Annotated in this window: 32 protein-coding genes and 1 tRNA gene; 28 read left to right on the top strand and 5 right to left on the bottom strand. The window is 55.3% G+C overall.

Going from position 1 to position 24,250, the window contains the following annotated elements:
- Positions 1–40 precede the first annotated feature (40 nt).
- Complete coding sequence (locus tag MPQ_RS11475; protein WP_013443116.1) at positions 41–469, bottom strand: CBS domain-containing protein; 429 nt, start codon at positions 467–469, stop codon at positions 41–43.
- A gap of 180 nt (positions 470–649) precedes the next feature.
- Here MPQ_RS11475 and MPQ_RS11470 point away from each other — a divergent pair, with 180 nt between their 5' ends.
- The 22 genes from MPQ_RS11470 (at position 650) to xerD (ending at position 15,706) form a co-directional block, all read left to right on the top strand.
- A complete protein-coding gene (locus MPQ_RS11470) occupies positions 650–1,159 on the top strand; it encodes a MarR family winged helix-turn-helix transcriptional regulator (RefSeq protein ID WP_013443115.1) in 510 nt (169 codons plus the stop codon).
- A 49-nt stretch (positions 1,160–1,208) separates the two neighbouring features.
- Positions 1,209–1,592, top strand: a complete 384-nt coding sequence (locus MPQ_RS11465) for a DUF4440 domain-containing protein (protein WP_013443114.1) — start codon at positions 1,209–1,211, stop codon at positions 1,590–1,592.
- Positions 1,593–1,602: 10 nt separating this feature from the next.
- A complete protein-coding gene (locus MPQ_RS11460; RefSeq protein ID WP_013443113.1) occupies positions 1,603–2,520 on the top strand; it encodes a DMT family transporter in 918 nt (305 codons plus the stop codon).
- Positions 2,521–2,628: 108 nt separating this feature from the next.
- Positions 2,629–3,354: a YebC/PmpR family DNA-binding transcriptional regulator gene (locus MPQ_RS11455; RefSeq protein ID WP_013443112.1), complete on the top strand. Its 726-nt coding sequence runs from the start codon at positions 2,629–2,631 to the stop codon at positions 3,352–3,354.
- Positions 3,355–3,382: 28 nt separating this feature from the next.
- Entirely contained in the window at positions 3,383–3,919 is a 537-nt protein-coding gene (ruvC, locus tag MPQ_RS11450; protein WP_013443111.1) for a crossover junction endodeoxyribonuclease RuvC, read from the top strand.
- A 73-nt stretch (positions 3,920–3,992) separates the two neighbouring features.
- Positions 3,993–4,571, top strand: a complete 579-nt coding sequence (gene ruvA, locus MPQ_RS11445; RefSeq protein ID WP_013443109.1) for a Holliday junction branch migration protein RuvA — start codon at positions 3,993–3,995, stop codon at positions 4,569–4,571.
- Between the two features lie 21 nt (positions 4,572–4,592).
- Entirely contained in the window at positions 4,593–5,630 is a 1,038-nt protein-coding gene (gene ruvB, locus MPQ_RS11440) for a Holliday junction branch migration DNA helicase RuvB (protein WP_013443108.1), read from the top strand.
- A gap of 8 nt (positions 5,631–5,638) precedes the next feature.
- Positions 5,639–6,052, top strand: coding sequence for a tol-pal system-associated acyl-CoA thioesterase (ybgC, locus tag MPQ_RS11435; RefSeq protein WP_013443107.1), 414 nt, complete (start codon positions 5,639–5,641; stop codon positions 6,050–6,052).
- Positions 6,052–6,726 carry a protein TolQ gene (tolQ, locus tag MPQ_RS11430; RefSeq protein ID WP_013443106.1) on the top strand — a complete coding sequence of 225 codons (675 nt, stop codon included), beginning with the start codon at positions 6,052–6,054 and terminating at the stop codon, positions 6,724–6,726. Before ybgC ends, tolQ begins: the two co-directional genes overlap by 1 nt.
- A 9-nt stretch (positions 6,727–6,735) precedes the next feature.
- Positions 6,736–7,122 carry a biopolymer transporter ExbD gene (locus MPQ_RS11425; protein WP_015830922.1) on the top strand — a complete coding sequence of 129 codons (387 nt, stop codon included), beginning with the start codon at positions 6,736–6,738 and terminating at the stop codon, positions 7,120–7,122.
- A gap of 6 nt (positions 7,123–7,128) precedes the next feature.
- Complete coding sequence (locus tag MPQ_RS11420) at positions 7,129–7,911, top strand: energy transducer TonB (RefSeq protein ID WP_013443104.1); 783 nt, start codon at positions 7,129–7,131, stop codon at positions 7,909–7,911.
- A gap of 68 nt (positions 7,912–7,979) precedes the next feature.
- On the top strand, positions 7,980–9,254 hold the full coding sequence (gene tolB, locus MPQ_RS11415; protein WP_041362382.1) for a Tol-Pal system beta propeller repeat protein TolB: 1,275 nt from the start codon (positions 7,980–7,982) through the stop codon (positions 9,252–9,254).
- Between the two features lie 74 nt (positions 9,255–9,328).
- Complete coding sequence (gene pal, locus MPQ_RS11410) at positions 9,329–9,865, top strand: peptidoglycan-associated lipoprotein Pal (RefSeq protein WP_013443102.1); 537 nt, start codon at positions 9,329–9,331, stop codon at positions 9,863–9,865.
- Positions 9,866–9,871: 6 nt separating this feature from the next.
- Positions 9,872–10,684 (top strand): tol-pal system protein YbgF, encoded by an 813-nt coding sequence (gene ybgF, locus MPQ_RS11405; RefSeq protein WP_013443101.1) that lies wholly within the window; start codon positions 9,872–9,874, stop codon positions 10,682–10,684.
- Positions 10,685–10,785: 101 nt separating this feature from the next.
- Complete coding sequence (gene queE, locus MPQ_RS11400; RefSeq protein WP_013443100.1) at positions 10,786–11,424, top strand: 7-carboxy-7-deazaguanine synthase QueE; 639 nt, start codon at positions 10,786–10,788, stop codon at positions 11,422–11,424.
- 1 nt (position 11,425) lies between these two features.
- On the top strand, positions 11,426–12,103 hold the full coding sequence (gene queC, locus MPQ_RS11395; protein ID WP_013443099.1) for a 7-cyano-7-deazaguanine synthase QueC: 678 nt from the start codon (positions 11,426–11,428) through the stop codon (positions 12,101–12,103).
- 113 nt (positions 12,104–12,216) lie between these two features.
- The gene (gene rpsP / locus MPQ_RS11390; RefSeq protein WP_013443098.1) at positions 12,217–12,468 is read left to right on the top strand and encodes a 30S ribosomal protein S16; all 252 of its coding nucleotides are present in this window, start codon (positions 12,217–12,219) and stop codon (positions 12,466–12,468) included.
- Between the two features lie 52 nt (positions 12,469–12,520).
- Positions 12,521–13,006, top strand: a complete 486-nt coding sequence (gene rimM, locus MPQ_RS11385) for a ribosome maturation factor RimM (RefSeq protein WP_013443097.1) — start codon at positions 12,521–12,523, stop codon at positions 13,004–13,006.
- Positions 13,006–13,818, top strand: coding sequence for a tRNA (guanosine(37)-N1)-methyltransferase TrmD (trmD, locus tag MPQ_RS11380; protein ID WP_013443096.1), 813 nt, complete (start codon positions 13,006–13,008; stop codon positions 13,816–13,818). The genes rimM and trmD overlap by 1 nt, the downstream gene beginning before the upstream one ends.
- 17 nt (positions 13,819–13,835) lie before the next feature.
- Positions 13,836–14,219 (top strand): 50S ribosomal protein L19, encoded by a 384-nt coding sequence (gene rplS / locus MPQ_RS11375; protein ID WP_013443095.1) that lies wholly within the window; start codon positions 13,836–13,838, stop codon positions 14,217–14,219.
- Positions 14,220–14,330: 111 nt separating this feature from the next.
- Entirely contained in the window at positions 14,331–14,813 is a 483-nt protein-coding gene (locus MPQ_RS11370; protein WP_049821907.1) for a methylated-DNA--[protein]-cysteine S-methyltransferase, read from the top strand.
- Positions 14,810–15,706 carry a site-specific tyrosine recombinase XerD gene (xerD, locus tag MPQ_RS11365; RefSeq protein ID WP_013443093.1) on the top strand — a complete coding sequence of 299 codons (897 nt, stop codon included), beginning with the start codon at positions 14,810–14,812 and terminating at the stop codon, positions 15,704–15,706. Before MPQ_RS11370 ends, xerD begins: the two co-directional genes overlap by 4 nt.
- Positions 15,707–15,732: 26 nt before the next feature.
- On the opposite strand, the gene MPQ_RS11360 is transcribed toward xerD, so the two are convergent.
- Genes MPQ_RS11360 through folB form a run of 3 tightly spaced genes read right to left on the bottom strand, consistent with a single transcriptional unit; the run spans position 15,733 to position 17,556 of the window.
- Positions 15,733–16,113, bottom strand: coding sequence for a YchJ family protein (locus MPQ_RS11360; protein ID WP_013443092.1), 381 nt, complete (start codon positions 16,111–16,113; stop codon positions 15,733–15,735).
- The gene (locus tag MPQ_RS11355) at positions 16,110–17,162 is read right to left on the bottom strand and encodes a TIGR03790 family protein (protein WP_013443091.1); all 1,053 of its coding nucleotides are present in this window, start codon (positions 17,160–17,162) and stop codon (positions 16,110–16,112) included. The genes MPQ_RS11360 and MPQ_RS11355 overlap by 4 nt, the downstream gene beginning before the upstream one ends.
- A 43-nt stretch (positions 17,163–17,205) precedes the next feature.
- Positions 17,206–17,556 carry a dihydroneopterin aldolase gene (gene folB, locus MPQ_RS11350; RefSeq protein ID WP_041362882.1) on the bottom strand — a complete coding sequence of 117 codons (351 nt, stop codon included), beginning with the start codon at positions 17,554–17,556 and terminating at the stop codon, positions 17,206–17,208.
- A 171-nt stretch (positions 17,557–17,727) separates the two neighbouring features.
- Here folB and plsY point away from each other — a divergent pair, with 171 nt between their 5' ends.
- Entirely contained in the window at positions 17,728–18,318 is a 591-nt protein-coding gene (gene plsY, locus MPQ_RS11345; RefSeq protein WP_013443089.1) for a glycerol-3-phosphate 1-O-acyltransferase PlsY, read from the top strand.
- 3 nt (positions 18,319–18,321) lie between these two features.
- On the opposite strand, the gene tsaD is transcribed toward plsY, so the two are convergent.
- A complete protein-coding gene (tsaD, locus tag MPQ_RS11340; protein ID WP_013443088.1) occupies positions 18,322–19,362 on the bottom strand; it encodes a tRNA (adenosine(37)-N6)-threonylcarbamoyltransferase complex transferase subunit TsaD in 1,041 nt (346 codons plus the stop codon).
- A 131-nt stretch (positions 19,363–19,493) separates the two neighbouring features.
- Between tsaD and rpsU the strand changes: the two genes are divergently transcribed.
- The 5 genes from rpsU to MPQ_RS11315 all read left to right on the top strand — a co-directional run bounded on the left by rpsU (position 19,494) and on the right by MPQ_RS11315 (position 24,181).
- Positions 19,494–19,706: a 30S ribosomal protein S21 gene (rpsU, locus tag MPQ_RS11335; protein ID WP_013443087.1), complete on the top strand. Its 213-nt coding sequence runs from the start codon at positions 19,494–19,496 to the stop codon at positions 19,704–19,706.
- A gap of 84 nt (positions 19,707–19,790) precedes the next feature.
- The gene (locus MPQ_RS11330; RefSeq protein ID WP_041362379.1) at positions 19,791–20,237 is read left to right on the top strand and encodes a GatB/YqeY domain-containing protein; all 447 of its coding nucleotides are present in this window, start codon (positions 19,791–19,793) and stop codon (positions 20,235–20,237) included.
- A gap of 113 nt (positions 20,238–20,350) precedes the next feature.
- Positions 20,351–22,105 carry a DNA primase gene (gene dnaG, locus MPQ_RS11325; protein ID WP_013443085.1) on the top strand — a complete coding sequence of 585 codons (1,755 nt, stop codon included), beginning with the start codon at positions 20,351–20,353 and terminating at the stop codon, positions 22,103–22,105.
- A 66-nt stretch (positions 22,106–22,171) separates the two neighbouring features.
- Complete coding sequence (gene rpoD, locus MPQ_RS11320; protein WP_013443084.1) at positions 22,172–24,088, top strand: RNA polymerase sigma factor RpoD; 1,917 nt, start codon at positions 22,172–22,174, stop codon at positions 24,086–24,088.
- A 14-nt stretch (positions 24,089–24,102) separates the two neighbouring features.
- Positions 24,103–24,181 (top strand) — tRNA-Ile (locus tag MPQ_RS11315).
- The last annotated feature ends 69 nt before the right edge of the window (positions 24,182–24,250 follow it).

Raw genomic sequence — 24,250 nt, 5'->3', positions numbered from 1 at the left:
CAGCGGCTTAGCCCGGGTGGTGTTGTGCCCGGGCGCTGGCTTAGCTCTGGATGTAGCTTTCCAGCTGCTGAATCAGGAATTGCTGATATTCGATGGTCGCCTTGACCAGATCGCCAATCGACAACACGCCCACCACCTGGCCATGCTCAATCACCGGCAAGTGGCGTATGCGTTTGCCTGACATCAGGTTCATGCATTCATCCACGGTCTGGTCTGGCGATACCGTAATCACCTGGTGCGACATGATGTCGGAGACCGGCGTGGTTTTGGAGGTCTTGCCCTTGAGCACCACTTCCCGCGCATAATCCCGCTCGGAAAAAATACCGACCAGTGCCTGTCCGCGCATGACGAGCAGAGCACCTACGCGATACTCGGCCATGATCTTGAGGGCGTCGTAAACCAGGCTATCGGGGCCGACGGATAAGATGGTATTACCTTTTTCTTCCAGCAACTGCCGTACTGTTTTCATACATCCTCCTCGAACGTTTTTAAGGCTTATTAAACTGCCTGTTCTTTTTTTCGGCCCGCGCTTGATGCACGCAAGGGCTTGTTTCGAAATTTGAATATACACCTATCAGCTGCGTAGTTGAACCTAAAATCCCATCATGGGCTTGACATGGTTAGCCAGCTAACTATAATGACCCTAATCATGTTGCAACTACGCGATCTCCCTACCCCTGAAGTGCTGGAGAAATTTGCCCAGCGCTATCCCGAGGCTGATGTCTCGGCGATTTCGTCTTTCCTGCATTTGTTGCGGGTCGCCACCGACCTGTCCATTGCGCTCGATACCTGCCTCAGTCGGCATGGTTTGCTGCAAGGGCGCTGGTGGGTACTGATTCTGCTGATGCGCGAAGAAACCCTGACATCAACGCCATCAGTGCTGGCGCAAAAAGCGGGCGTTTCACGCGCGACCATGACCGGCCTGATTGATGGCCTGGAGCGCGATGGCCTGGTGGAGCGCATTTACGCCGGTGAAGACCGTCGTAACATCAGTGTGCGGCTCACCCCTGCAGGCCAAGCCAAGCTGGACCAAGTGATGCCGGATTACTACAGTCGCCTCAAGCAATGCATGGCCGGTCTCGATGAGGCCGGGCGCAAGCATCTGCATGAGATGCTGCACCTGATCGTGGCGGGCGTTCCCGCCATGGTCCAGGCCTGATCCCTCACTTTATCCAATTCGATTCGTTACTAACCCAAGGAGCAATACCATGCAAACCAATGACGCATTAAAGGCGCAATTCACCACATCGAACCAGGCGTGGGATTCGGCTTTCAACAGCCAGCAGCCCGCTCTGGTAGCCTCTTTTTACGACGATGAAGCCAGTCTTTTGCCATCCGGCGCTGCCCAGGTGACGGGCGGCAAGGCCATTCTGGAGTTCTGGCGTGACCTGATCGGACAAGGCGTGGTTGACCACAAGCTGGAACTGCTGGAAGTGGGCGCGGATGAAACGCTGGCTTTTCAACGTGGCCGCTGGAGCGCTGCCGCCGTGAATGCCGCGGGTGAACGTCAGGAGTTCAGCGGCAATGTGCATCTGCTGTATCGCCGCCAGGCCGATGGCAGCTGGAAGCTGTATACCCACACCTGGAATTGATACTGCCAAGATGAATACCTCCGCCAGCGCCACGGTGCGCGCCTTCCTGGCTCTGCTTCTGCTTGCTGTACTGTGGGGGTATAACTGGGTGGTCATGAAACATGCCTTGCAATATGCGGGTGCCTTCCAGTTTGGCGCGCTCCGCACATTCTTGGGTGCGCTATGTCTGCTGATCCTGTTGCCGATCTTGCGGCGACCAATCCGTCCACGGCAAATCCCCACCTTGCTGTTGCTGGGTGTGTTGCAAACCTGCGGATTTACCGGCCTTATCATCTGGGCACTGGTGGAAGGCGGCGCGGGCAAGACGGCCGTGCTGACGTACACCATGCCATTCTGGGTGATGATCCTGGCCTGGCCTTTGCTCGGCGAGAAAATCCGCGGTACTCAGTGGTTGGCGGTGGCTTGTTCCATCATGGGGCTGCTCTTCATTCTGGACCCATTGCATCTGGGCGCTGACCTGTTCAGCATGGCGCTGGCGGTGCTCGGTGGTGTGTTCTGGGCCTTGTCGGTAATTGTCGCCAAGAAGCTGCATCAGCGTTCGCCCGAGCTTGATTTGCTTTCACTCACGGCCTGGCAGATGTTTTTCGGCTCGCTGCCATTGGTGGCGGTGGCCTTGATCGTTCCTGCGGGCCCTATTCAATGGACGCCCCAGTTCATTGGTGCCGTGGCCTTCAATGCCATACTCTGTAATGCCCTGGCATGGATGCTGTGGCTGTATGCCTTGCAGCGTCTGCCTGCCGGTATTGCCAGCATGACGTCGATGCTGGCGCCGGTGATCGGCGTATTGGCTGCCTGGTGGCAATTGGGTGAACGCCCCACGCCGGGGGAATCGATCGGCATGCTGCTGATTGGCGCTGCGCTCGTCATTATTTCGCTGCGCAGCATGCGCAGTCGCGAAGCCATAGACCCCGCCATGGGGCAGGATTAGCCTCACCTTTCTTCCCGTTTTATCGTGGATTGCTTGCTCGAGCGACTGCCAGCAACAGGCCCGGCTATGGTAAAATCCGGCGAATTTAAAGGGTTAGAGGATTTAGTCATGGCAGGTCATTCCAAATGGGCCAATATTCAGCATCGCAAGGGCCGTCAGGATGCCAAGCGCGGCAAGATTTTTACCAAGCTGATCAAGGAAATTACCGTGTCGGCCCGTTTGGGCGGCGGTGATGTCAACTTCAACCCGCGCCTGCGTGCCGCGGTGGCGGAAGCCAAAGAAGAAAACATGCCGGCAGAAAACATCACCCGCGCCATCAAGCGTGGTACGGGTGAGCTGGAAGGCGTGAATTACGAAGAAATCCGCTATGAAGGCTACGGCATTGGCGGCGCCGCCATCATCATCGACTGCATGACGGATAACAAGCAGCGTGCGGTGGCCGATGTGCGGCATGCCCTGTCCAAAAATGGTGGCAACCTGGGCACTGACGGCTGTGTAGCCTTCATGTTCAAGCATTGCGGCACCCTGGTCTTTGAGCCAGGCACCAGTGAAGAGCAGGTAATGGAAGCGGCGCTGGAAGCAGGCGCAGAAGACGTGATTACCGATGACGATGGCAGTATTGAAGTGATTACGCCGCCAGCCGATTTCACCGCGGTGAAGGAGGCGCTGGAAGCAGCAGGCCTCAAGGCGGTGCTGGCCGAAGTCACCATGAAGCCGCTCAATGAAACCGTATTTACCGGCGACGATGCCGCCAAAATGCAGAAGCTGCTTGATGCGCTGGAAGATCTGGACGATGTGCAGGACGTGTACACCACGGCGGTAATCGAAGAGTGACGCCGTTATTGGCTACAGGACGCAGCTGATGCGCATTCTTGGTATTGATCCAGGCTTGCGCTTGACCGGTTTTGGCGTCATTGAAAAAACCGGTGAAAAGCTGAGTTATGTCGCCAGCGGTACGATCAAGACCACGCAGGGCAAGGGCGCCGAGATTGAAGACCTGCCCTCGCGCCTGAAAATCATACTGGATGGCCTGGCCGAGGTGATCGCTACCTATGCCCCCGAGCAGGTGGCAATTGAAAAAGTATTCGTCAACGTGAATCCGCAATCCACGTTGTTGCTGGGGCAGGCACGAGGTGCGGCCATTTGCGCGGCGGTGATCCAGAACCTGCCGGTGGCGGAATATACCGCGCTGCAGGTCAAGCAGTCGGTGGTGGGCAATGGCCACGCCGCCAAGGAGCAGGTGCAGGAAATGGTGAAACGTCTGCTGAAGCTGCCTGGTGTGCCCAAGCCGGATTCCGCCGACGCTCTGGCTTGTGCCATCTGCCACGCGCATGGCGGTCAGGGATTGGGGTTGCTGGCAACTGCCGGGTTTCGCGTACGGGGCGGACGGTTGGTGTGAGTCATGTTTTATTTCTGGCACGGCATTTAAAATTTAATCGTGTTGCAGCGGCAACACCTGTGGGAGTTTGTTCATGATTAGCCGAATCAGCGGAGTCCTGATTGAAAAGGCACCGCCGCAAGTGGTGATTGATTGCCATGGTGTCGGCTATGAATGCGAGGTGCCCATGAGCACCTTTTACAATCTGCCTGCCCTGGGCGAAAAAGTAGTGCTGCTGACGCAATTCATCGTGCGCGAGGATGCGCAGCTGCTGTATGGCTTTGGCACCGACCGCGAACGGCAGACATTCCGCCAGTTGCTTAAGGTGAATGGCATAGGTGCCAAGTCGGCGTTGTCGATATTGAGCGGCTTGTCGGTCGACGATCTGGCGCAAGCAGTGGCCTTGCAGGAAACTGCGCTGCTGACCCGCGTGCCGGGCATAGGCAAGAAAACAGCCGAGCGCTTGCTGTTGGAGCTGAAAGACAAGTTCAGCGTCGATGGTCTTGCCGCGCCCGCAGGCCAGGCAAAATCGGCCAGTGGTGATGTGCTCAACGCGTTGCTCGCCTTGGGGTACAATGAGCGGGAAGCCATGGCAGCCGTCAAGCAATTGCCAGCCGATGTCGTGGTGGCCGACGGTATCCGTCTGGCACTCAAATCCCTTTCCAAATCCTGATAAAGACCGCCTGACAGGCCCATGATAGAAACCGACAGACTGATCGCCGCCGAGCCGCTGGGCCGGGAGGAAGAAGCGCTGGAGCGTGCCCTGCGCCCCAAGGTGCTGGACGAGTATGTCGGTCAGGAAAAAGCCCGCGGTCAACTCGAAATCTTCATCAATGCTGCCCGTGGCCGCAGCGAAGCCCTGGATCACGTTCTGCTGTTTGGTCCACCCGGCTTGGGCAAGACCACGCTGGCGCACATCATTGCTCGCGAAATGGGCGTGAACATGCGCCAGACTTCCGGTCCGGTGCTGGAGCGCGCAGGCGATCTGGCCGCCTTGCTGACCAATCTTGAGCCCAACGATGTGCTGTTCATCGATGAGATTCATCGCTTGTCGCCGGTGGTGGAAGAGATTCTTTATCCCGCCATGGAAGACTATCGCCTGGACATCATGATAGGCGAAGGCCCGGCCGCGCGTTCAGTGCGGCTTGATCTGCCGCCGTTTACGCTGGTGGGCGCTACCACGCGAGCCGGCATGCTCACCAATCCGCTGCGTGATCGCTTTGGTATTGTGTCGCGGCTGGAGTTTTATACCTCGGAAGAGTTGGCGCGCATCGTGCATCGCTCTGCCACCTTGCTGGATGTCAGCATGCAGGAGGCGGGTGCGCTGGAGATTGCAAAACGCTCCCGCGGTACGCCGCGTATTGCCAACCGCTTGCTGCGCCGCGTGCGCGATTACGCGCAGGTCAAGGCCGATGGCATCGTGACATCGGCGATTGCCGATGCGGCATTGCAAATGCTGGATGTCGACAAACTGGGCTTTGATGTCATGGACCGCAAGCTGTTGCTTGCCGTGCTGGAGAAATTCGGTGGTGGTCCGGTTGGTCTTGATAATCTGGCCGCGGCCATCGGCGAGGAGCGCGACACGATAGAAGATGTGCTGGAGCCGTATTTGATACAGCAGGGTTACCTGATGCGCACGCCGCGTGGCCGTATTGCTACCCAGCAGGCGTACCAGCATTTTGGATTGCCTGCCCCGGCCAGCATGCAAAATGGAAGCTTATGGCAGGAATGAGTGAGAACATGCCCACGGATCAGTTTGCATGGCCGATCCGGGTTTATTATGAAGATAGCGATGCTGGTGGCATTGTCTATCACAGCCAGTATCTCAACTTCATGGAGCGCGCCCGCACCGAGTGGTTGCGCAGTCTCGGCTTTGAGCAGACGGAACTAACCGCGCAGTTTGGCATCATCTTTGTTGTGCGTAACATTCAGATCAAATTTAAAAAGCCCGCTCGTTTTAATGACGCCATCGTGGTGCATAGCCAGATTGCCAGCATGGGCCGCAGCCGCATGGTGTTTGAACAAAAAATTTTCCGTGACGGGCAAGTTCTTACCGAAGCCGATGTCGAAGTGGTCTGCATCGATGCAGTCAACTACACGCCGGTGACGATTCCAGCCCCCATCCAACAGTCAATGAAAAAAATGGAGCAGTAATGAACCTCAGCGAGGATATGTCCCTATATACCCTGATTGCCGGCGCCAGTGTGCCGGTGCAGATTGTCATGGCCATCTTGCTTCTCACTTCCCTGGTGTCATGGTGGTACATCTTCATCAAGGTGTTCAGCATTCGCAGTGCCGAGCGTGATGCGCTGGCATTTGAAGAAGAATTCTGGCGCGGTGGTGATCTCAACAAGCTGTACGACAGTGTGAACGCTGGCCGTCGGCGTGCACAAGGCATGGCCAGCATCTTTGAGGCCGGGTTCAAGGAATATGCCAAGTTGAAACGCCAGGGCGGCCTTGAAATCAGCGATGTGACGCAAAGTGCACAGCGTGCCATGCGTGCGTCTTACAACCGCGAAATGGATGATCTGGACTCGCATTTGCCCTTTCTGGCATCCGTTGGTTCAGTCAGCCCTTATATCGGTCTGTTTGGTACGGTGTGGGGCATCATGAATGCATTTCGTGGCCTATCCAATATGGCGCAGGCGACCTTGTCCCATGTAGCGCCGGGGATTGCCGAAGCGCTGGTGGCAACGGCGATTGGCCTGTTTGCCGCCATTCCTGCCGTCATCGCCTATAACCGGTTTGCTTCTGCGGTGGATCGGCTGGCCGTGCGCTATGAAAGCTTCATGGAAGAGTTCACCAACATCCTGCAGCGCAACAAGTAAGGGGGCATCATGGCGAGAACCCGTAAACGGCGGATGATGAACCAGATCAACGTCGTTCCCTATATCGACGTGACGCTGGTGCTGCTGGTGATCTTCATGGTCACCGCACCGATGACCAATCCTGGGGTGGTGGAACTGCCGCAGGTTGGTCAGACGCTGAAGCAAACCGCGGCGCCACTCGTGATTACCGTTAAGGCCAATGATCAGGTCGAAATTGAAGGCAAGGCGCTGGAGCGCGATCAGCTGCTGTTTGAAGTGCGCACCATGCTGGAAAAAACGCCAGAGCGTGCCATCGTGATCGCCGCCGATAAAAATGTGAAATACGACCAGGTGGTCAGCCTGATGGATGGCCTCAAGCAATACAAGGTTGGGCTACTGCTCAAACCCGCAAAATAGGTTGGCATGATACGCAAGCGTGAAAATTCATTTGCCATACGCGCTGGTGCCCTGTCGGTGCTGGTGCATGGCCTGTTGTTGATGTTGCTGCTGTTTTCCTTTCACTGGAAAACCGTGCAACCCATGAGCGTGGCTCAGGTGGAGCTATGGGAAGCGATCCCCGCTGAAAAGGCGGTGCAGCCACCCAAGCCGGAACCGACGCCAGAGCCACCCAAGCCCGAGCCAAAGCCTGAACCCAAGCCAGAGCCTAAACCGGATCCCGCACCTGAGCCACAGCCCAAGGCCGAGATTCAGGTGAAAAAGGAACCGGTCAAACCGAAGGAAGAAAAGCCGGTAAAGCCGAAAGAAGAGCCCAAGCCTGAGCCTAAAAAGAAGGACGAAAAGCCTAAAGAGGACATGCTGAAAAAACTGCAGCAAGCCATGCTGGAAGAGGACGCGAAGGCGACACAGGCCGCTGCTCCCAAGACGGGTCCGGCAGCGTCTGCTTCGCCCAAGGTGGATCCTAGCGAGGTGGCCAAATATATCGGCCTGATCACGAACAAGATCCGCCGCAATGTGAATTCGCAATTGTGCGGTAGTGGCAAGCCTGAGTTGACGTTTAACCTGAATCTGATGCCGACGGGTGAGCTGATTGGTGCGCCACGGCTGGTAAAAGGCAGCGGTATTCCTGCCTGCGACGATGCGGTAGAGCGGGCGATTTTGCAGTCTCAGCCCTTGCCATTGCCGACGCAGCCTGACCTGCTTGCACAGTTTCGTAACCTGGAACTCAAGTTCAGGCCGAACGAATAGCATAAGTTTGCTAGAATGACAGAGTTTGCATAAGGGAACTTTGCAAAACATATTTACCCTAATTACCCATGAACAAACTACGCCTACTACTTAGCTTTTTCCTCTTGGCCTTGCCGCTTGCCGGTAAAGCCGCATTGACAATCGAAATCGTTGGCGGCGCTGCACAGCAAATCCCGATTGCTGTCGTGCCTTTTGCCAAGACGCCGGGAGCGCAGGACGATATTGCCACGGTGGTGGGCGCTGACCTGCGCCGCAGCGGCCTGTTCCGTGTGCTGGAAACGCGTGGTGTGGTGAATCAGCCGCACGATCTGCCCGAGGTAAAATATCCTGAATGGGCGGCGATTCAAGCGCAGGCGCTAACCATAGGCTCTGTGGAAACCCTGCCTGGCGGTCGCCTGAAAGTGTCTTTCCGCCTGCTGGATGTGTTGAAACAGAATCAGCTCGCCGGTCTTGAATTCAACATTGCGGCTTCGCAGCAGCGTGCAACCGCGCACAAGATTGCCGACATCATCTATGAAAAGCTGACCGGCGAACCGGGTGTGTTCTCCACGCGCATTGCCTACATTACCAAGACCGCAGGGCGCTACGCCTTGCAGGTGGCCGATGCTGATGGTTTCAATCCACAAACCGTCATGTCTTCGAATGAGCCTGTGATTTCGCCACGCTGGTCTCCCGATGGCACGAAACTGGCTTACGTTTCCTACGAGAAAAAGAAACCCATCGTGTTTGTGCAGTCATTGGTAACAGGTCAACGTAATGTGGTTGCAAACTTCAAGGGCAACAATAGCGCCCCGGCATGGTCGCCTGATGGCAATCGCCTGGCGATTGTGCTGACGCACAGCGCCAACTCGCAGGTGTATGTCATCAATGCCGATGGCACCGGATTGAAGCAGCTGACCTACACCACATCCATTGATACGGAACCGGTGTGGACGCCTGATGGCTCGGCGATTTACTTTACCTCCAACCGTGGTGGTGGCCCGCAGATCTACCGCATGGCCAGTACCGGTGGCGACGCCAAGCGTGTGACATTCGATGGCAATTACAACGTAAGCCCGCGCATCTCGCCTGACGGCAAGACGCTGGCATACATCAAGCAGGATAACGGCAAGTTCCGCGTTGCGGTGCAGGATGTTGCCAGCGGACAAGTGCAGGTGCTGAGCGATACTGCGCAGGATGAATCGCCCAGCTTTGCGCCCAATGGCCGCATGATTTTGTATGCGACCAGCATCAGCGGACGTGGTGCATTGGCTGCCGTGTCTGCAGATGGTCGCGTCAAGCAGCGTCTGAGCGAAACTGGCGGCGATGTGCGTGAGCCCGCTTGGGGACCCGCAGCGAATTAGCCGTTTTGTGACGGAGTAGATTTTTTAGTAGTGAATTTTGGTTGTATTTTATTGATTTTAAAGGAGAGAAAAACATGAATAAAAGTTTAGTAACAAGCGTATTGCTGGCGATGATGCTGGCTGCTTGCTCAAGCAAGCCTGTAAAGAATGCCCCTGTTGTTGAAGACAAGAGCCCAGCACAAACCACCACCAGCCAAAGCTCTGACTCTGCTTCTACCAGTGGCGTACAGAACAGCAGCATGTCGGTTAACCCACTGACTGACCCAAACAACATCCTGTCCAAGCGCAGTGTTTACTTCGATTTCGACAAGGATGAAGTGAAGCCTGAATACCGTGATCTGGTAAATGCCCATGCCAAGTACCTGGTTGAGCACCCAGATGCCAAGGTTATCCTGCAAGGCAATACCGACGAACGTGGTACCCGCGAGTACAACCTGGCCCTGGGTCAACGTCGTGCTGTTGCTGTCAAGCAAGTGCTGAACCTGCAAGGTGTTTCTGACAAGCAAATCGAAACTATCAGCTACGGCGAAGAAAAGCCACAAGCTGCTGGTTCCGACGAAGCTGCTTACAGCAAGAACCGTCGTGCTGACATCGTTTACCAAGGCGAGTAATTGACAATGCGTGGTTTGATAGTAGGTTTGGGACTGTTGATGGGTGTTTCTCAAGTAGCGCACGCTGCGCTGTTTGGGGATGATGAGGCACGCAGGAAAATTGCTGACCTTCAGCAACAGGTGCAAACCCAGAATCAGGCCACGCAAGCTGCGATAGATGAGTTGAAGAAAAATCAGCAGGCTCTGGAGCAACGTTACACCCAGAGCCTGACTGACATGCTGGGCAAGATTGATGCGCTCAATCAGCAGATCAGTCGTCTGCAAGGCCAATTGGAAGTGGCCAATCACAATATTGACATGACGCAACAGCGTCAAAAGGATTTATACGCAGACACCGATGGTCGTCTGCGCAAACTGGAGAGTGGGGCGCCAGCGGCGACCGCCGATGTAGCACAGTCTGCCTTAGGTGCCGTTACAGAGGCGCCTGCCAGCTCTTCGGAAGCCAAGGATCTGGATGCAGCCAATGCCTTGCTGCAGGCCAGCAAGTTCAAAGAGTCATTTGATGCCTATCAGAAGTTTCTGCAGGCATATCCCGCCAGCACTCACGCCGCAGACGCGATGTATGGCCTGGGATTCTCGCAGTTCTCTCTCAAGAATTACAAGGCTGCGATTGCTACGCAGCAGAAGCTGTTGAAGCAGTATCCGGACAGTGCCAAAGCGCCAGAAGCCAGCTTTAACATTGCGAATAGCCAGATTCAACTGGCGGATATTGATGGCGCCAAGAAGACCTTGCGCGACCTGATCAGCCAGTATCCCAAGAGCGATGTTATTCCTCACGCACAAAGCCGTCTGAAGGTGCTGGAGTCCATCAAGCGCTAAACGCGCAGGCAATTCGCCAGAACTTGCCTAACTTCAAGTAAAATAACGTCTATTGATGGCCGACAACATTTCGTTGTCGGCTATTGTCCATTTATACGGCCATGAAACTTAGAATCCACGAAATCTTCCATTCGCTGCAAGGCGAATCATCGCGCGTTGGCCTGCCCACGGTATTCGTGCGGCTGACCGGTTGCCCCATGCGCTGCGTTTATTGCGATACGGCCTATGCCTTTCATGGCGGCGGCAGCATGGAGATCGACGATATCATGCAGAAGGTGGCCGAGTACGGTGCGCATTATGTGACGGTGACGGGGGGCGAGCCTCTGGCGCAACGCGATTGCCATGTGCTGCTGACGCGGCTGTGCGATGCGGGTTACAGCGTGTCACTTGAGACAGGTGGCGCGATGGATATCGCAAATGTTGATCCCCGTGTTTCCGTCATCCTGGATATCAAAACTCCTGGTTCCGGCGAGCTGGAGAAGAATTTGTGGGGCAATCTTGCGCATCTCAAGGCGCAGGATGAGGTGAAGTTCGTGCTTTGCGATCATGCGGATTATCTCTGGGCCAAAGAGCTGCTGGATAAGCAGCCGCTGCATCGTACCTGCAGTGTACTGTTTTCGCCGGTATACAGCCAGGTGAACCCGACAGAGCTGGCTGAGTGGATACTGGCTGACAAGTTGCCCGTGCGCATGCAAGTGCAGTTGCACAAGATATTGTGGGGCGAAAGGCCCGGAGTTTGATATGAGTAAAAAAGCGGTTGTGCTGTTATCCGGTGGACTGGATTCCGCCACTGTACTGGCGATTGCACGTAGCCAGGGCTATGAGTGTTATTGCCTGAGCCTGGATTACCATCAGCGGCATTCTGCCGAACTGCTGGCGGCCCAGCGTGTAGCCGAATGTCTGGGGGCGGCGGAGCACAAGACCGTGCAGCTGGATCTCTCCCTGTTTGGCGGGTCGGCTCTCACCGATAATCGCATTGATGTCCCGCAGTCTCCCACGGAAGGCATACCGGTGACCTATGTGCCGGCACGCAATACCATCATGTTGTCATTGGCGCTTGCCTGGGCCGAGGTGTTGAAATCACGCGATATTTTTATCGGTGTCAATGCGCTGGACTACTCCGGTTATCCTGATTGCCGAGCCGAATATGTGCGGGCTTTTCAATCTATGGCCAATCTGGCGACCAAGGCTGCCGTCGAGGGCGACACCATTACCGTGCATGCCCCGCTGATTGATTTGTCCAAGGCGGATATTGTGAAGCGCGGCAGTGCGTTAGGCTTTGATTACGGGATGACGGTTTCCTGCTATCAGGCCGATGAAGAGGGCAGGGCTTGCGGCAAGTGTGATTCATGCCGCTTCCGCCGCGAAGGTTTTCTCGCGGCGGGCCTCGCGGACCCTACACGCTATCAGCCCACATAGCAGGGGGGGTGACAGCGCAAGAATGCAGATAATCTGATATTTCCCTTGCCAAGCCCCTCATAAATAACGTAAAATCCGCGCCTTTCTGTGTCAATTAAAAGAGAACAACTATTATGGTGATCATTCGTCTCGCACGCGGTGGCGCGAAGAAATCCCCCTTTTACAGCGTAGTGGTAGCTGACTCGCGCAATCGTCGCGATGGTCGCTTCATTGAGCGTGTAGGTTTTTACAATCCTTTGGCTAAAGAAGGCCAAGAAGGCCTGCGGCTGAACGGTGAGCGTATTGCTCACTGGCAAAGCAATGGCGCACAGTTGTCTGATTGCGTTGCACGTCTGGTAAAGCAATCTGCCAAAGCAGCTGCCTAAGCGGGGTGTCGCCTTTTAGCGGGCGATAATAACTGTGAAGGATATGGTCGTCATGGGGCGCGTTGTCGCCCCTTATGGCATTTATGGCTGGCTGAAAATTCAGCCTGATACCGAGACCATAGATAGCCTGTTCGATTACGATAACTGGTGGTTGGGGCGTGACCCCAAGTGGCAGGAATATCCGGTCGAAGCAGCGAAAGTGCATGGCAAGACCTTGCTGGTCAAGCTGGTCGGCATTGACGATCGTGATGCGGCATTTGCGGCCAAAGGCAAGCAGGTGTCAGTGCCGCGCGAGCAGTTGCCGGAAGCGGAAGAGGGCGAGTATTACTGGTCCGATTTGATTGGTTTGCGCGTCAGCAATTTGCAGCAGGTAGATTTTGGCACCGTGGTGGATGTATTCGAAACCGGTGCCAATGATGTGGTGGTGGTGAAAGATGATGCCGGACGTGAGCGTCTGGTGCCGTTTACCGCAGAAGCCGTGCCTGAGGTGAATGTTGAGGCAGGCACCATGCTGGTGGATTGGGATCCGGAGTTTTAATGTCGGTGCAGGAGCCTGCAGCCACACAATCCGCCACCAGGCAGTTTGACGTGGTCAGCCTTTTCCCGGAGATGTTTCAAGCTGTCAGTCAGTTTGGCATTACGGCAAGAGCGCTGGAGAAAGCCATTTATGCCCTGCATGTATGGAATCCGCGCGACTTCACCAGCGACAATTACCGGACAGTGGATGACCGGCCATACGGTGGTGGCCCTGGCATGGTGATGCTGGCCGAGCCGCTGGAAAAAACCATAAGTGCTGCCAAGGCCAGGCAAGAGAAAGCCGGAGTGGCAATGCCCAAGGTGATACACATGTCACCGCAAGGCAAGCCGCTTACCCATGCCGCAGTGATGCAGCTGGTGCAGGAGCCTGGCTTGATATTGCTGGCCAGTCGCTATGAAGGTGTAGACCAGCGCTTGCTTGACCGTGTGGTCGACGAAGAATATTCGATAGGCGATTATGTGCTATCGGGCGGTGAGTTACCCGCCATGGTGTTGATAGATGCGATTGTGCGCCAATTGCCCGGCAGTCTGGGGGATATGGATTCCGCACTGGAAGATTCATTTGTGGATGGCTTGCTGGATTGCCCCCACTACACCCGTCCGGAAGTATACGAAGGCGTGGCGGTGCCCGAGATTCTGATGTCCGGGCATCATGCAAAGATCAAGCGTTGGCGGCTCAAGCAGTCGCTGGCGCAAACAAGGGCTAAACGCCCGGATTTACTGGCCGAAAGGTCGTTGACGAAAGAGGAATCTCGGCTGCTGGCGGAGCTTGATGTTGAGCAAACGCTGAAGCAGGAACAAGAATCCTCATAATTAAAAGGAACTGAAAAATGGCAGACATTATCAAGTTGTTGGAACAGGAAGAAATTGCCCGTCTCGGCAAGAACATTCCTGAATTTGCACCTGGTGACACCGTCATCGTTGGTGTGAACGTGGTTGAAGGTACACGTAAGCGCGTACAGGCTTACGAAGGCGTTGTGATTGCCAAGCGCAATCGTGGCCTGAACTCTTCTTTCATCGTTCGCAAGATTTCTTCTGGTGAAGGCGTTGAGCGTACATTCCAGACTTACTCCCCACTGATCGCTTCTATTGAAGTGAAGCGCCGTGGTGACGTACGTCGCAGCAAGCTGTACTACTTGCGTGAGCGTTCAGGCAAGTCTGCACGTATCAAGGAAAAGCTCAAGCTGCGTGACAAGCCAGTTAGCGCTGAATAAATTTCAGCCTGAGCTGTCTGCAAAAAGCCCCGCAAGGGGCTTTTTGCTTTTTTGCGTAGCCCATGGCGAGCGAACTGGATACGCCCTCAAGGATTGCGTTACCATAGCCTGATGAATTCCCAATCAAGCTCACGCGATTACGATGCCCTGATTACCGCGCCGTTTGGCGCCATTGGCCTGCGCGTTCAGGATGACTTTGTGGTTGCCATCGAATTGTTGAGCGAGACCAGCTCGACATATGCTGCGCCCACACCGTTTGTGCAGCACGCCGTGCATCAGCTGCAGCGCTATCTGCGAGATGCAAGGCGCGCGATCGATCTCCCCTATGTCACCGGTGGCACCTTGTTTCAGCAGCGCGTCTGGAAGGCTATTGCCGATATCCCCGCGGGAGCAGCCTTAAGTTACAGCCAGCTTGCCCAACGCGTCAGCTCTGGCCCCAGGGCCGTCGCTAACGTATGCGGGGCGAACAGGGTCCCCTTGCTGGTTCCCTGCCATCGCGTGGTCGCCAAGAGCGGCCTGGGTGGCTTCATGCAGGGCAATCCGCATGGCCTTGCCATCAAGCAATGGCTGTTGGCACATGAGGGCTTGGCATGAGTGCAGCGAATGCCGCATTGCTGGATAGCTTTGTGGATCATCTCTGGCTGGAGGATGGTCTGGCGAGAAATACCCTGGAAAGTTACCGGCGTGATCTTGCCCTGTTTGCTGAATGGCTATGGTCTGAACATGCGAAGTTGCTTAATCAGGCGGATCAGGGCGATCTTCAGCAGTATCTTGCCTTCCGCTTTCCAACCAGCAAGCCGCGCAGTGTCAGTCGCCTGATTGCGAGCTTGCGGCGCTTTTATCGTTATGGCTTGCGGGAGGGGCAGATTAGCGTAGATCCCACGCTGCTGATTGATACGCCCAAGCTGCCGCGATCACTTCCCAAAAGCCTGAATGAGGACGAGGTGGTCGCTTTGTTGAACGCACCGGATATTGCACAGGCCATCGGGCTGCGTGACCGGGCCATGCTTGAAACCCTGTACGCCTGTGGCCTGCGTGTCTCCGAGCTGGTGGGTTTGCGCTATACCGAGGTCAGCCTGAATGAGGGCGTGGTGCGCGTGACCGGTAAAGGCAGCAAGACCCGTCTCGTCCCATTGGGGGAGGAATCCGTCGACTGGTTGTTGCGCTATGCGCGCGAAGGCCGGCCGCAGATTCTGCAGCAGCGCGTGTCGGATAGTCTGTTTGTCACGCAGCGCGGCGAAGCCATGACGCGCCAGGCATTCTGGTACCTGATCAAGCGCTACGCCTTGCAGGCGGGCATACACAAACCTTTGTCGCCCCACGTGTTGCGGCATGCCTTTGCCACGCATTTATTGAATCACGGGGCAGATTTGCGCGTGGTGCAGATGCTGCTGGGGCATTCGGATATTTCAACTACGCAAATTTATACGCATGTGGCGCGTGAGCGCCTGAAGCAGCTGCATGCCATGCACCATCCGCGCGGCTAGGGTGTGGCGATGTACTTCTTCAGGCTCTACTCGCCGCTTGCATCCAGATAGTACCAATTGTTATTCAGCTTGATGAACCGGCTTATTTCATGCAGCTTTTCCGCTTTGCCGTTGATCTTGTAGCGCGCTTCAAACTCCACGATCGCGCTATCCCCCTGTACTTCATCACGCAAAATGCGCAGGCCTGTCCATTTGGTGGGCGCATCTTCGCTTAAGCCAAGTCGCGCCGGACGGGTGTCAGGATGCCAGGTTGCCAGCAGGTAATCTTCAAGCAGGAGAGCATAAGCCGCATAACGGGAGCGCATCAGCTCGACAGGAGATTGTTGCTCACGCCTGCCGGTATGCCAGCGCTGGCAGCAAGCGGTGTAATTCGCGCCACTGTGGCAAGGGCATGGCGCTAGTTTCATGGGCTGGGAGTGCCTTGCACTCTCGAATACGGAGCAGCCAGTGGTTCACCGATAAACAGGCCTTGCGCTGGCCATGCCACGCTTTTCCAGTAGCTTTCTATCAGGGTTTCGCCCTCGAGGTAGTGCTTCATCACGATGCTGGGCGCCGGGAATTTTTGCCAGTAATTACATGGTTCAGATACCGTGCCATAGCTACCGGTGGCACCCGCATCCAGCCAACGCAGGCTGGACATCTGGGCTTTGCCCAGAAGATCGCCACCACTGGATGTCAGGTGGTCGGCAATGGCGCCCGGCCTGAATGCCAGCGTATCCAGATGCGGCACGGAAATTTTGCCGGTGAAGTAAAACATCACATCCTTGCGGTCCTGAATGCTGTCTGCCTCTATGCGCTGAATGCTGAGCTGGCTGGCGGCAATCTGCATGGGTTTGGGGAACATGGGCACACGTGCATTGCGTGCCTGGTCCGAGGTCGTCAATAGATAAGCGCTACTTGGTAGCAAGCGGAAACTGCTGAACACGCCCCTGTCAATCAGGGCTTTTGCCTGCTCTACAGACTCGACTGGCAGCAACATGGTGGGGCGTATGCCAAGAGCAGTGTAAGGCTGGCTGATGGAGCTATTGAAATACGGACTCGGCTTGCCGGGGTCGCAGGTTTTTTTGCACTGCTCGGCGTCGTAGCCCAAGGTCATGGCAGAGGTAATGCTGTTGCATTCGACTGCATAAGGGGTGGTCCAGATCAGCACCATGGCTTGTATCTCCGGGCCAAGCCGCGGCAGGATGCTGCTGCGCAAACCGGCGAATTCCCAGGCGCTTAACTTGACCTTGCCGGTAGGCAGTTTCACCTTGATCAGGTTTTGCGGGGGAATCTGGCGCGCCTGCAGATAATACTCGCCCACCTCTACGCTGTTTGGGTCCGCTTCATTGACGATGACGGCAAGGTTGGCAGGCCCCAGTCGTGTGGGCGTAGTAGCTGCGAGTGTGTTGAAGGATAGCAGGCAGCTGAGGCTGAACAGGGTGGCTATCTTGGCAAAGCGGGTGGATATCAACATGATGAAATGTAAGGTTGAGCTTGAGCGTTGGGCTGGCTTAATACTATTTCGTTCGCTCGATGACAACACCCAGTGCTTTCAGCCCGGGCAAAATGCCTGGCTTGGCTACTTTTATCTTGACCCAGGGGGCGCCGAATTCATTCAGCACAATCTGACAGATATGCTCAGCCAGTGCCTCAACCAGTCTGAATGACTTCTCGCTCAGGGTTTCGCGTATGCGAGCGACTACCATGCCGTAGTCTATGGTGTCGTCGATTTCATCCGTCTGGCACGAGCGGCTGTGCGGCATGGCGATTTCCAGATCCAGCACGATGGTCTGTGGCACCATGCGCTCCCACTCCGGTACGCCGAGGCGGGTTTGCACTTTGACTTCGCTCAAGAAAATCATGTCCATGCGGGGATATCCTTCATTGATCCAGGCTTGTTTCTGGTGATGCATGCCTTGCCACAGGCTATTGCATCAAGGTTTGCGTTCACGGCGGTGCGGTAATCCAGTATATTCCTGCTTTTGTGCGTGGTTCATGCGCACTGGCACCGTAAAAATTTCAGGAATTTTAAAGTATTTATGATGATTGATAGCGCTTTTATTCTGGCAGCCTATTTGCTGGGTTCCATTTCCTTTGGCATTGTCATCAGCAAGCTGTTTGGTTTGCCTGATCCGCGCACCGTTGGCTCCGGTAATCCGGGGGCGACCAATGTATTGCGCAGTGGCAAAAAGCTGGCAGCCCTGCTTACCCTGCTGGGCGATGCCGCCAAAGGCTGGCTGGCGGTGTTCATTGCGCAGCGTTGGGGGTTCGACGCCGATATGGTTTGTCTTGTTGCGCTGGCCGTATTCATCGGCCATCTTTATCCCGTATATTACGGCTTCAAGGGCGGCAAGGGCGTAGCAACGGCACTGGGCGTGCTGCTGGCATTTTCGGGTTGGCTGGGGTTGGCGGTGCTGCTGACCTGGGCGCTGGTGTTTGCCATCTGGCGATATTCTTCCCTGGCAGCTTTGGTGGCAGCCTCGATGGCACCGCTGTATGCGTGGTATTTGTTGCCCAGCGAGAGTTATGTGTGGACGGCGCTGGTGCTGGCACTGCTGCTGATCTGGCGCCATCGTAGCAATATCAGCAAGCTGCTGGCAGGTACCGAAGCGGGCTTCGGCAAAAAATAGTATTTAAGCGGAGGCTGGTGGGCGTTGCAGGCTGGCCAGGTCCCAGCGTGGGCGTACGCTGAAACCATGGTCGCCCACAGTCTCGTGCTGCATGCGCATGGCACCTGCGAAGGCAATCATGGCGCCGTTGTCAGTGCAGAACTCCAGGCGTGGGTAGTGCACATGGCATAAACGTCGTTTGGTAGCGCGGTTGAGTTTTTCGCGCAGTTGCCTGTTGGCGCCTACGCCACCAGAAACCACCAGTTGATCCAGCCCGGTCTCGCGCAAAGCGGCCATGCATTTTGCGGTCAATACTTCCGTGACGGCTTCCTGAAATTCCAGTGCAATATCTGCCTTGGTCTGTTCATCCAATATACCGTCTGCATCGCTGTGGTCATTCACCAGCGTCAATACCGCGGTTTTAAGTCCGCTGAAGCTGAAGTTCAGATCGCCACTGTTCAGCATGGGGCGTGGCAGTTTGAAACGTCCGGGCGTGCCAAGGTCGGCCAGGCGCGATACTGCCGGGCCGCCGGGGTAACTCAAGCCCAGTAGTTTGGCGGTTTTGTCGAAAGCTTCGCCGGCGGCATCATCCAGCGTATCGCCCAGCAAGGTGTAATCGCCTATGCCGCCTACGCGCATCAATTGCGTGTGGCCGCCAGAAACCAGCAGAGCTACAAACGGAAATGCAGGTGGATTGGCTTCCAGCAACGGAGCCAGCAAATGGCCTTCAAGGTGATGCACGCCTACGGTGGGTACATTGAGGGTGAACGCCAGTGATTCGGCAATGCTGGTGCCGACCAGAAGCGCGCCAGCCAAGCCGGGGCCTTGCGTGTAAGCAATGCCGCCAATATCTGCCAGCGTCAGTTTGGCCTCATCCAGCACGCGCTGTATGAGTGGCAGGGTGCGACGCACATGGTCGCGCGATGCCAGTTCTGGCACCACGCCGCCGTATTCGGCATGCATATCTATCTGCGAGTGCAGCGCATGAGCCAACAGGCCTTGTTCCTGGTCATACAGGGCAATGCCGGTTTCGTCGCAGGAGGATTCAATGCCGAGAATAATCATAGTGAGCTAGGCTTGCAGTGCGCTGGGATAAGGGGCTGAGTGGGGCAAAAATACAATATAACGATTGATAAAACCGTAATGTGCCGCTAGAATAGCAGACTTTTTCGCCCTTTCTCAAGGAAAGTGATCTAATGTCCAGCGTACGTGTTAAAGAAAACGAGCCGTTTGACGTGGCTCTCCGCCGCTTCAAGCGCATGATTGAAAAAACTGGTCTGTTGACCGACTTGCGTGCTCGCGAGTTCTACGAGAAGCCTACCTGGGAGCGCAAGCGTAAGGCTGCTGCTGCTGTTAAGCGTCACTATCGTCGTATTCGCAACCAGACTCTGGCACCTAAGCTCTACTAAGATTCGTTAGCCGTATATTCGGCTGTGAGTTTTGTAGTGTGCTGTGAAGCGTTGCTTGTACTGGTTTTATAGGGAGTGCCTGTTGTGTCGTTGAAGGTTCGCATTAGCGAGGATATGAAGTCGGCTATGCGTGCCAAAGACAGCGCGCGACTGGGTGCCATTCGTCTGTTGCAGGCTGCTATCAAGCAGCGCGAAGTGGATGAACGCATCGAGCTTGATGACATGCAAGTCATCGAGGCGATTGAAAAGATGCTGAAGCAGCGTCGCGACTCCATTTCCCAGTACGAGGCAGCCAATCGGCATGACCTGGCAGATGTCGAGAAGTTTGAAGTAAGCGTGTTGCAGGAGTATCTGCCACAAGCGCTGACCGAAGACGAGATCAAGGCGATACTTGAGCAGGTGGTGGCGGAAACATCCGCATCTGGCATCAAGGATATGGGCAAGGTCATGGCCGCGGTTAAACCGCTGGTTGTAGGCCGCGCCGACATGGGCAAGATATCCGGGTTGATCAAATCCAGATTAAGCGCCTGACCCTGACAGCTTGGTAATTTAAAAAAGGAGCTTTGGCTCCTTTTTTGCTTTTAATGGAATGGGTTTAGGCTATGATTTCTGCATTACGGTTTTTGGGTGCTGATTGTCTTTAAATGATTCCTGAGTCGTTTATCCAAGAGTTGCTCAATCGCGTTGATATCGTCGATGTCATTGACCGTAGTGTCCCGCTGAAAAAAGCCGGGGCCAACTATTCTGCCTGCTGCCCCTTTCATAACGAAAAATCACCCTCATTTACGGTAAGTCCCACCAAACAGTTTTATCACTGTTTTGGTTGTGGAGCGCACGGCTCCGCCATCGGTTTTGTGATGGAATATCAAGGTCTCAGCTTTGTTGAAGCGGTTAACGAGCTGGCCAAGCAAGTGGGGATGATCGTGCCGCAGGAGACGCGCGAGCGCGATACGGATGCCCCCCAGAAAAAAGCTGTGCCCGGAATGGTGGAAGCCATGCAGCAGGCCGTGTTGTATTACCGGGGCGAGCTCAAGAAATCCCAGCGCGCCATTGAGTATTTGAAAGGGCGCGGCTTGAGCGGCCAGATTGCCGCTCGTTTTCAGATGGGGTATGCCCCCTCTGGCTGGCAAAACCTGCAGGAGGTATTCAGCGATTATCAGGACGATGTGTTGAAGTCGATTGGCCTGGTCATTGAAAACGAACAGGGGCGGCGCTATGACCGTTTTCGGGATCGCGTCATGTTTCCCATTCACGATCAAAAAGGCCAGGTGATTGGCTTTGGCGGTCGCGTGCTGGGCACGGAAGGGAATGATGATGGCCCCAAATACCTGAATTCTCCCGAAACTCCTTTGTTTCAGAAGGGTCAGGAGTTATATGGCCTGTTTCTGGCCCGCCGTGCGATTCGCGATGCTGGGCGTGTGCTGGTGGTGGAAGGCTATATGGACGTGGTTGCGCTGGCCCAATACGGCATTGAATATGCCGTTGCCGCACTGGGCACCGCCACTACGCCGGTGCACATCACCAAGCTCATGCGGCAGACTGATGAAATCGTGTTTTGTTTTGATGGCGATGCCGCCGGCCGCAAAGCTGCCTGGCGTGCGGCCATGAATGCCTTGCCAGCGCTGACCGATGGCTTGCGCTTAAGCTTCCTGTTTTTGCCAGCCGAGCATGACCCGGACAGCTATGTGCGTGAATACGGCAAGGAAGCGTTTGAGGCGGCCATGCAAACCGCATTGCCCTTGTCGCAATATCTCATACAACATTTGAGTGAAGATAATGGCCTGCAATCGCAGGAGGACAAGGTGCGCTTTTTGAATGAGGCAGAACCCATTCTGGCGCAGATACAGGCACCGCGGCTTGCACTGTTATTGCGCAAACGCGTGGCCGAGTTGGCCGGGCTTTCGGATGAAGAAATGCGCAGCATGATCCGCTTGCCCGAGGTGCAGCGCCCTCGCCGCAGCCAGCCGCGGCAGACACGCAGCACGCTCTCATTGCAGCGTCGTTTTGTATTGATGGTGCTGATGCAACCCGCGCTGGTCAGTCCCGATGACTTGGCATGGGTTCTGCATGAGAGTGAAGAAGATGCCCTGGTAAAGCACGCGCTGGAAGCTGCGGTAGCCTACCCAAGCGCCAAGCCTGCGGGCTTGTTGCTGCAATTGCAAAATCGGGTAGATGCCAGGCTGATGCGCGAGCTGGAGCGCGAGATTCATTTACTGGATGAGCAAGTCGATTACTCTCTTGAATTTGAGGGCGCGCGCAAGCAATTAAGGGATATGTATGCCGAGCGGCAAGGAAAAACTCTACTGGCACGCATGCAGGAAAAGAAAATCAGCGATATGACCGAGCAGGAAAAGGCATTGCTGAAAGCGATGGTAGGCGCGACTAAAAATAGGTCGTGATTTAAGGTATAATGCCGGGTTTTTCCGTAACCGCATTTAACAGGTTTAATGGATTTGAGGTCAAGCATGGCTAATGAGCAAAACGATAAGGTCAACGATAAAGTAGAAACGCAGATCAGCGATGCTGATATACGTCGTACACGGCTTAAGTCGCTGATCGTTCTGGGTAAAGAACGCGGCTACCTGACTTACGCTGAAATCAATGACCACTTGCCGGACGACGTTCAGGATTCTGAACAGATCGACGGCATTATCGGCATGATTAACGATATGGGTATTCAGGTGTACGAAGAGACACCCGATGCCGAAGCACTGCTGATGTCGGATGCTCCACCGCCAGTGGCCGATGAAGATGCCGTGGAAGAAGCTGAACAGGCCCTTTCTACTGTAGATTCCGAGTTTGGCCGCACCACGGACCCTGTGCGTATGTACATGCGCGAAATGGGTACGGTAGACCTGCTCACCCGCGAAGGCGAAATCGAGATCGCCAAGCGCATTGAAGACGGCCTCAAGCACATGGTGCAGGCCATTGCCGCCTGTCCTACTACCATTGCCGAATTGCTGGCCATGGTGGAAAAAGTTGAAAAAGACGAACTCAGTGTTGATGATCTGGTAGATGGTCTGATTGACTCCGACGTCGGCCTGGAAGAAGACATCCCGGTAGAAGCCGCTGAAGCCGAAGAAGAAGAGCCTGAGGACGATGAAGAAGACGACGGCGACGAAGACGGCGCCAAGGCCGCTGCCATCTCCGCTGAGGCGCTGGCCAAACTGAAGGAAGAAGTGCTCACCCGCTTCGCCGTTATCCGTCAGTCACACCAGAAAATGACGGTCATCCTGCAAGAGCGCGGCTCTCAGGATAAAGAATATCAAGCCCTGCAAAACGCCATTCTGGAAGAGCTGACCGCATTCCGTTTCTCTGCCAAGCAAGTTGAAGCCCTGTGTGACCAGGTGCGCAACATGGTGGAAGAAATCCGCGGCCACGAACGCAAGATCATGGAATTCTGCGTCGACAAATCAGGCATGCCACGTGCGCATTTCATCAAGGTATTCCCTGGCAATGAAGGCAATCTGGACTGGCTGGCAGGCGAGCTGACCGTTAACAAGCCATACGTTGAGCGGCTGGAGCGCTTCAAGCACTCCATAGTGGATCAGCAGCAACGCCTGCTGGACCTGCAAGACCGCGTAGGTATCCCCATCAAGGAACTCAAGGAAATCAACAAGCAGATGTCCACCGGCGAAGCCCGTGCACGTCGTGCAAAGCGCGAGATGATTGAGGCTAACCTGCGTCTCGTGATCTCTATCGCCAAGAAATACACCAACCGTGGTTTGCAATTCCTCGATCTGATTCAGGAAGGCAACATCGGCCTCATGAAGGCCGTGGACAAATTTGAATATCGCCGTGGCTACAAGTTCTCTACGTACGCCACCTGGTGGATTCGTCAGGCCATTACACGCTCGATCGCCGACCAGGCCCGCACCATCCGTATCCCGGTGCACATGATCGAAACCATCAACAAGATGAACCGCATCAGCCGCCAGATTCTGCAGGAAACTGGTCTGGAACCAGACCCCGCAACCCTGGCAGAAAAGATGGAAATGCCGGAAGACAAGATTCGCAAGATCCTCAAGATTTCCAAGGAGCCTATCTCCATGGAAACCCCGATCGGCGACGACGACGACTCCCATCTTGGCGACTTTATCGAAGACATGACCACGCTCGCCCCGGTAGACGCCGCCGTCTACGCCAGCCTGCGTGAAGCCACCAAGGAAGTGCTGGAATCCCTCACCGCGAGAGAAGCCAAGGTGCTGCGTATGCGCTTCGGTATTGAAATGAACACCGACCACACGCTGGAGGAAGTCGGCAAGCAATTCGACGTCACCCGCGAGCGTATCCGTCAGATCGAAGCCAAAGCCCTGCGCAAGCTGCGTCACCCAACGCGCTCCGAGCGCCTGCGCAGCTTCCTCGAAACCGGCAACGACTAAACGCCTAAGTTACAGGGCCTCTAGCTCATGCCTGGTTAGAGCAGCGGACTCATAATCCGTTGGTGCTCGGTTCGACTCCGAGGAGGCCCACCAAAAAATCAAGGGGTTACGTTAATTCGTAACCCCTTTTTATTTTTTTAGTAGCCAGATAGTAGCAAAAAA

This window comes from Methylovorus sp. MP688 (assembly GCF_000183115.1).
Classification (GTDB): domain Bacteria; phylum Pseudomonadota; class Gammaproteobacteria; order Burkholderiales; family Methylophilaceae; genus Methylovorus; species Methylovorus glucosotrophus.
Note: the sequence above shows the minus strand (reverse complement) of the source record. Positions and strands in the feature narration are given on the sequence as shown.

Excerpts from the sequence above, each read along its gene's own strand:
- MPQ_RS11455 (WP_013443112.1), top strand. The coding sequence starts at position 2,629 with ATGGCAGGTCATTCCAAATGGGCCAATATTCAGCATCGCAAGGGCCGT.
- plsY (WP_013443089.1), top strand. The coding sequence starts at position 17,728 with ATGATGATTGATAGCGCTTTTATTCTGGCAGCCTATTTGCTGGGTTCC.
- rplS (WP_013443095.1), top strand. The coding sequence starts at position 13,836 with ATGGCAGACATTATCAAGTTGTTGGAACAGGAAGAAATTGCCCGTCTC.
- rpoD (WP_013443084.1), top strand. The coding sequence starts at position 22,172 with ATGGCTAATGAGCAAAACGATAAGGTCAACGATAAAGTAGAAACGCAG.
- MPQ_RS11475 (WP_013443116.1), bottom strand. The coding sequence starts at position 469 with ATGAAAACAGTACGGCAGTTGCTGGAAGAAAAAGGTAATACCATCTTA.
- xerD (WP_013443093.1), top strand. The coding sequence starts at position 14,810 with ATGAGTGCAGCGAATGCCGCATTGCTGGATAGCTTTGTGGATCATCTC.
- rimM (WP_013443097.1), top strand. The coding sequence starts at position 12,521 with ATGGGGCGCGTTGTCGCCCCTTATGGCATTTATGGCTGGCTGAAAATT.
- pal (WP_013443102.1), top strand. The coding sequence starts at position 9,329 with ATGAATAAAAGTTTAGTAACAAGCGTATTGCTGGCGATGATGCTGGCT.
- MPQ_RS11425 (WP_015830922.1), top strand. The coding sequence starts at position 6,736 with ATGGCGAGAACCCGTAAACGGCGGATGATGAACCAGATCAACGTCGTT.
- rpsU (WP_013443087.1), top strand. The coding sequence starts at position 19,494 with ATGTCCAGCGTACGTGTTAAAGAAAACGAGCCGTTTGACGTGGCTCTC.
- queE (WP_013443100.1), top strand. The coding sequence starts at position 10,786 with ATGAAACTTAGAATCCACGAAATCTTCCATTCGCTGCAAGGCGAATCA.
- ybgF (WP_013443101.1), top strand. The coding sequence starts at position 9,872 with ATGCGTGGTTTGATAGTAGGTTTGGGACTGTTGATGGGTGTTTCTCAA.
- MPQ_RS11460 (WP_013443113.1), top strand. The coding sequence starts at position 1,603 with ATGAATACCTCCGCCAGCGCCACGGTGCGCGCCTTCCTGGCTCTGCTT.
- tsaD (WP_013443088.1), bottom strand. The coding sequence starts at position 19,362 with ATGATTATTCTCGGCATTGAATCCTCCTGCGACGAAACCGGCATTGCC.
- ybgC (WP_013443107.1), top strand. The coding sequence starts at position 5,639 with ATGCCCACGGATCAGTTTGCATGGCCGATCCGGGTTTATTATGAAGAT.
- trmD (WP_013443096.1), top strand. The coding sequence starts at position 13,006 with ATGTCGGTGCAGGAGCCTGCAGCCACACAATCCGCCACCAGGCAGTTT.
- folB (WP_041362882.1), bottom strand. The coding sequence starts at position 17,556 with ATGGACATGATTTTCTTGAGCGAAGTCAAAGTGCAAACCCGCCTCGGC.
- MPQ_RS11465 (WP_013443114.1), top strand. The coding sequence starts at position 1,209 with ATGCAAACCAATGACGCATTAAAGGCGCAATTCACCACATCGAACCAG.
- MPQ_RS11360 (WP_013443092.1), bottom strand. The coding sequence starts at position 16,113 with ATGAAACTAGCGCCATGCCCTTGCCACAGTGGCGCGAATTACACCGCT.
- MPQ_RS11470 (WP_013443115.1), top strand. The coding sequence starts at position 650 with ATGTTGCAACTACGCGATCTCCCTACCCCTGAAGTGCTGGAGAAATTT.
- dnaG (WP_013443085.1), top strand. The coding sequence starts at position 20,351 with ATGATTCCTGAGTCGTTTATCCAAGAGTTGCTCAATCGCGTTGATATC.
- tolB (WP_041362382.1), top strand. The coding sequence starts at position 7,980 with ATGAACAAACTACGCCTACTACTTAGCTTTTTCCTCTTGGCCTTGCCG.
- rpsP (WP_013443098.1), top strand. The coding sequence starts at position 12,217 with ATGGTGATCATTCGTCTCGCACGCGGTGGCGCGAAGAAATCCCCCTTT.
- MPQ_RS11370 (WP_049821907.1), top strand. The coding sequence starts at position 14,331 with ATGAATTCCCAATCAAGCTCACGCGATTACGATGCCCTGATTACCGCG.
- MPQ_RS11420 (WP_013443104.1), top strand. The coding sequence starts at position 7,129 with ATGATACGCAAGCGTGAAAATTCATTTGCCATACGCGCTGGTGCCCTG.
- ruvA (WP_013443109.1), top strand. The coding sequence starts at position 3,993 with ATGATTAGCCGAATCAGCGGAGTCCTGATTGAAAAGGCACCGCCGCAA.
- ruvC (WP_013443111.1), top strand. The coding sequence starts at position 3,383 with ATGCGCATTCTTGGTATTGATCCAGGCTTGCGCTTGACCGGTTTTGGC.
- MPQ_RS11355 (WP_013443091.1), bottom strand. The coding sequence starts at position 17,162 with ATGTTGATATCCACCCGCTTTGCCAAGATAGCCACCCTGTTCAGCCTC.
- queC (WP_013443099.1), top strand. The coding sequence starts at position 11,426 with ATGAGTAAAAAAGCGGTTGTGCTGTTATCCGGTGGACTGGATTCCGCC.
- tolQ (WP_013443106.1), top strand. The coding sequence starts at position 6,052 with ATGAACCTCAGCGAGGATATGTCCCTATATACCCTGATTGCCGGCGCC.
- ruvB (WP_013443108.1), top strand. The coding sequence starts at position 4,593 with ATGATAGAAACCGACAGACTGATCGCCGCCGAGCCGCTGGGCCGGGAG.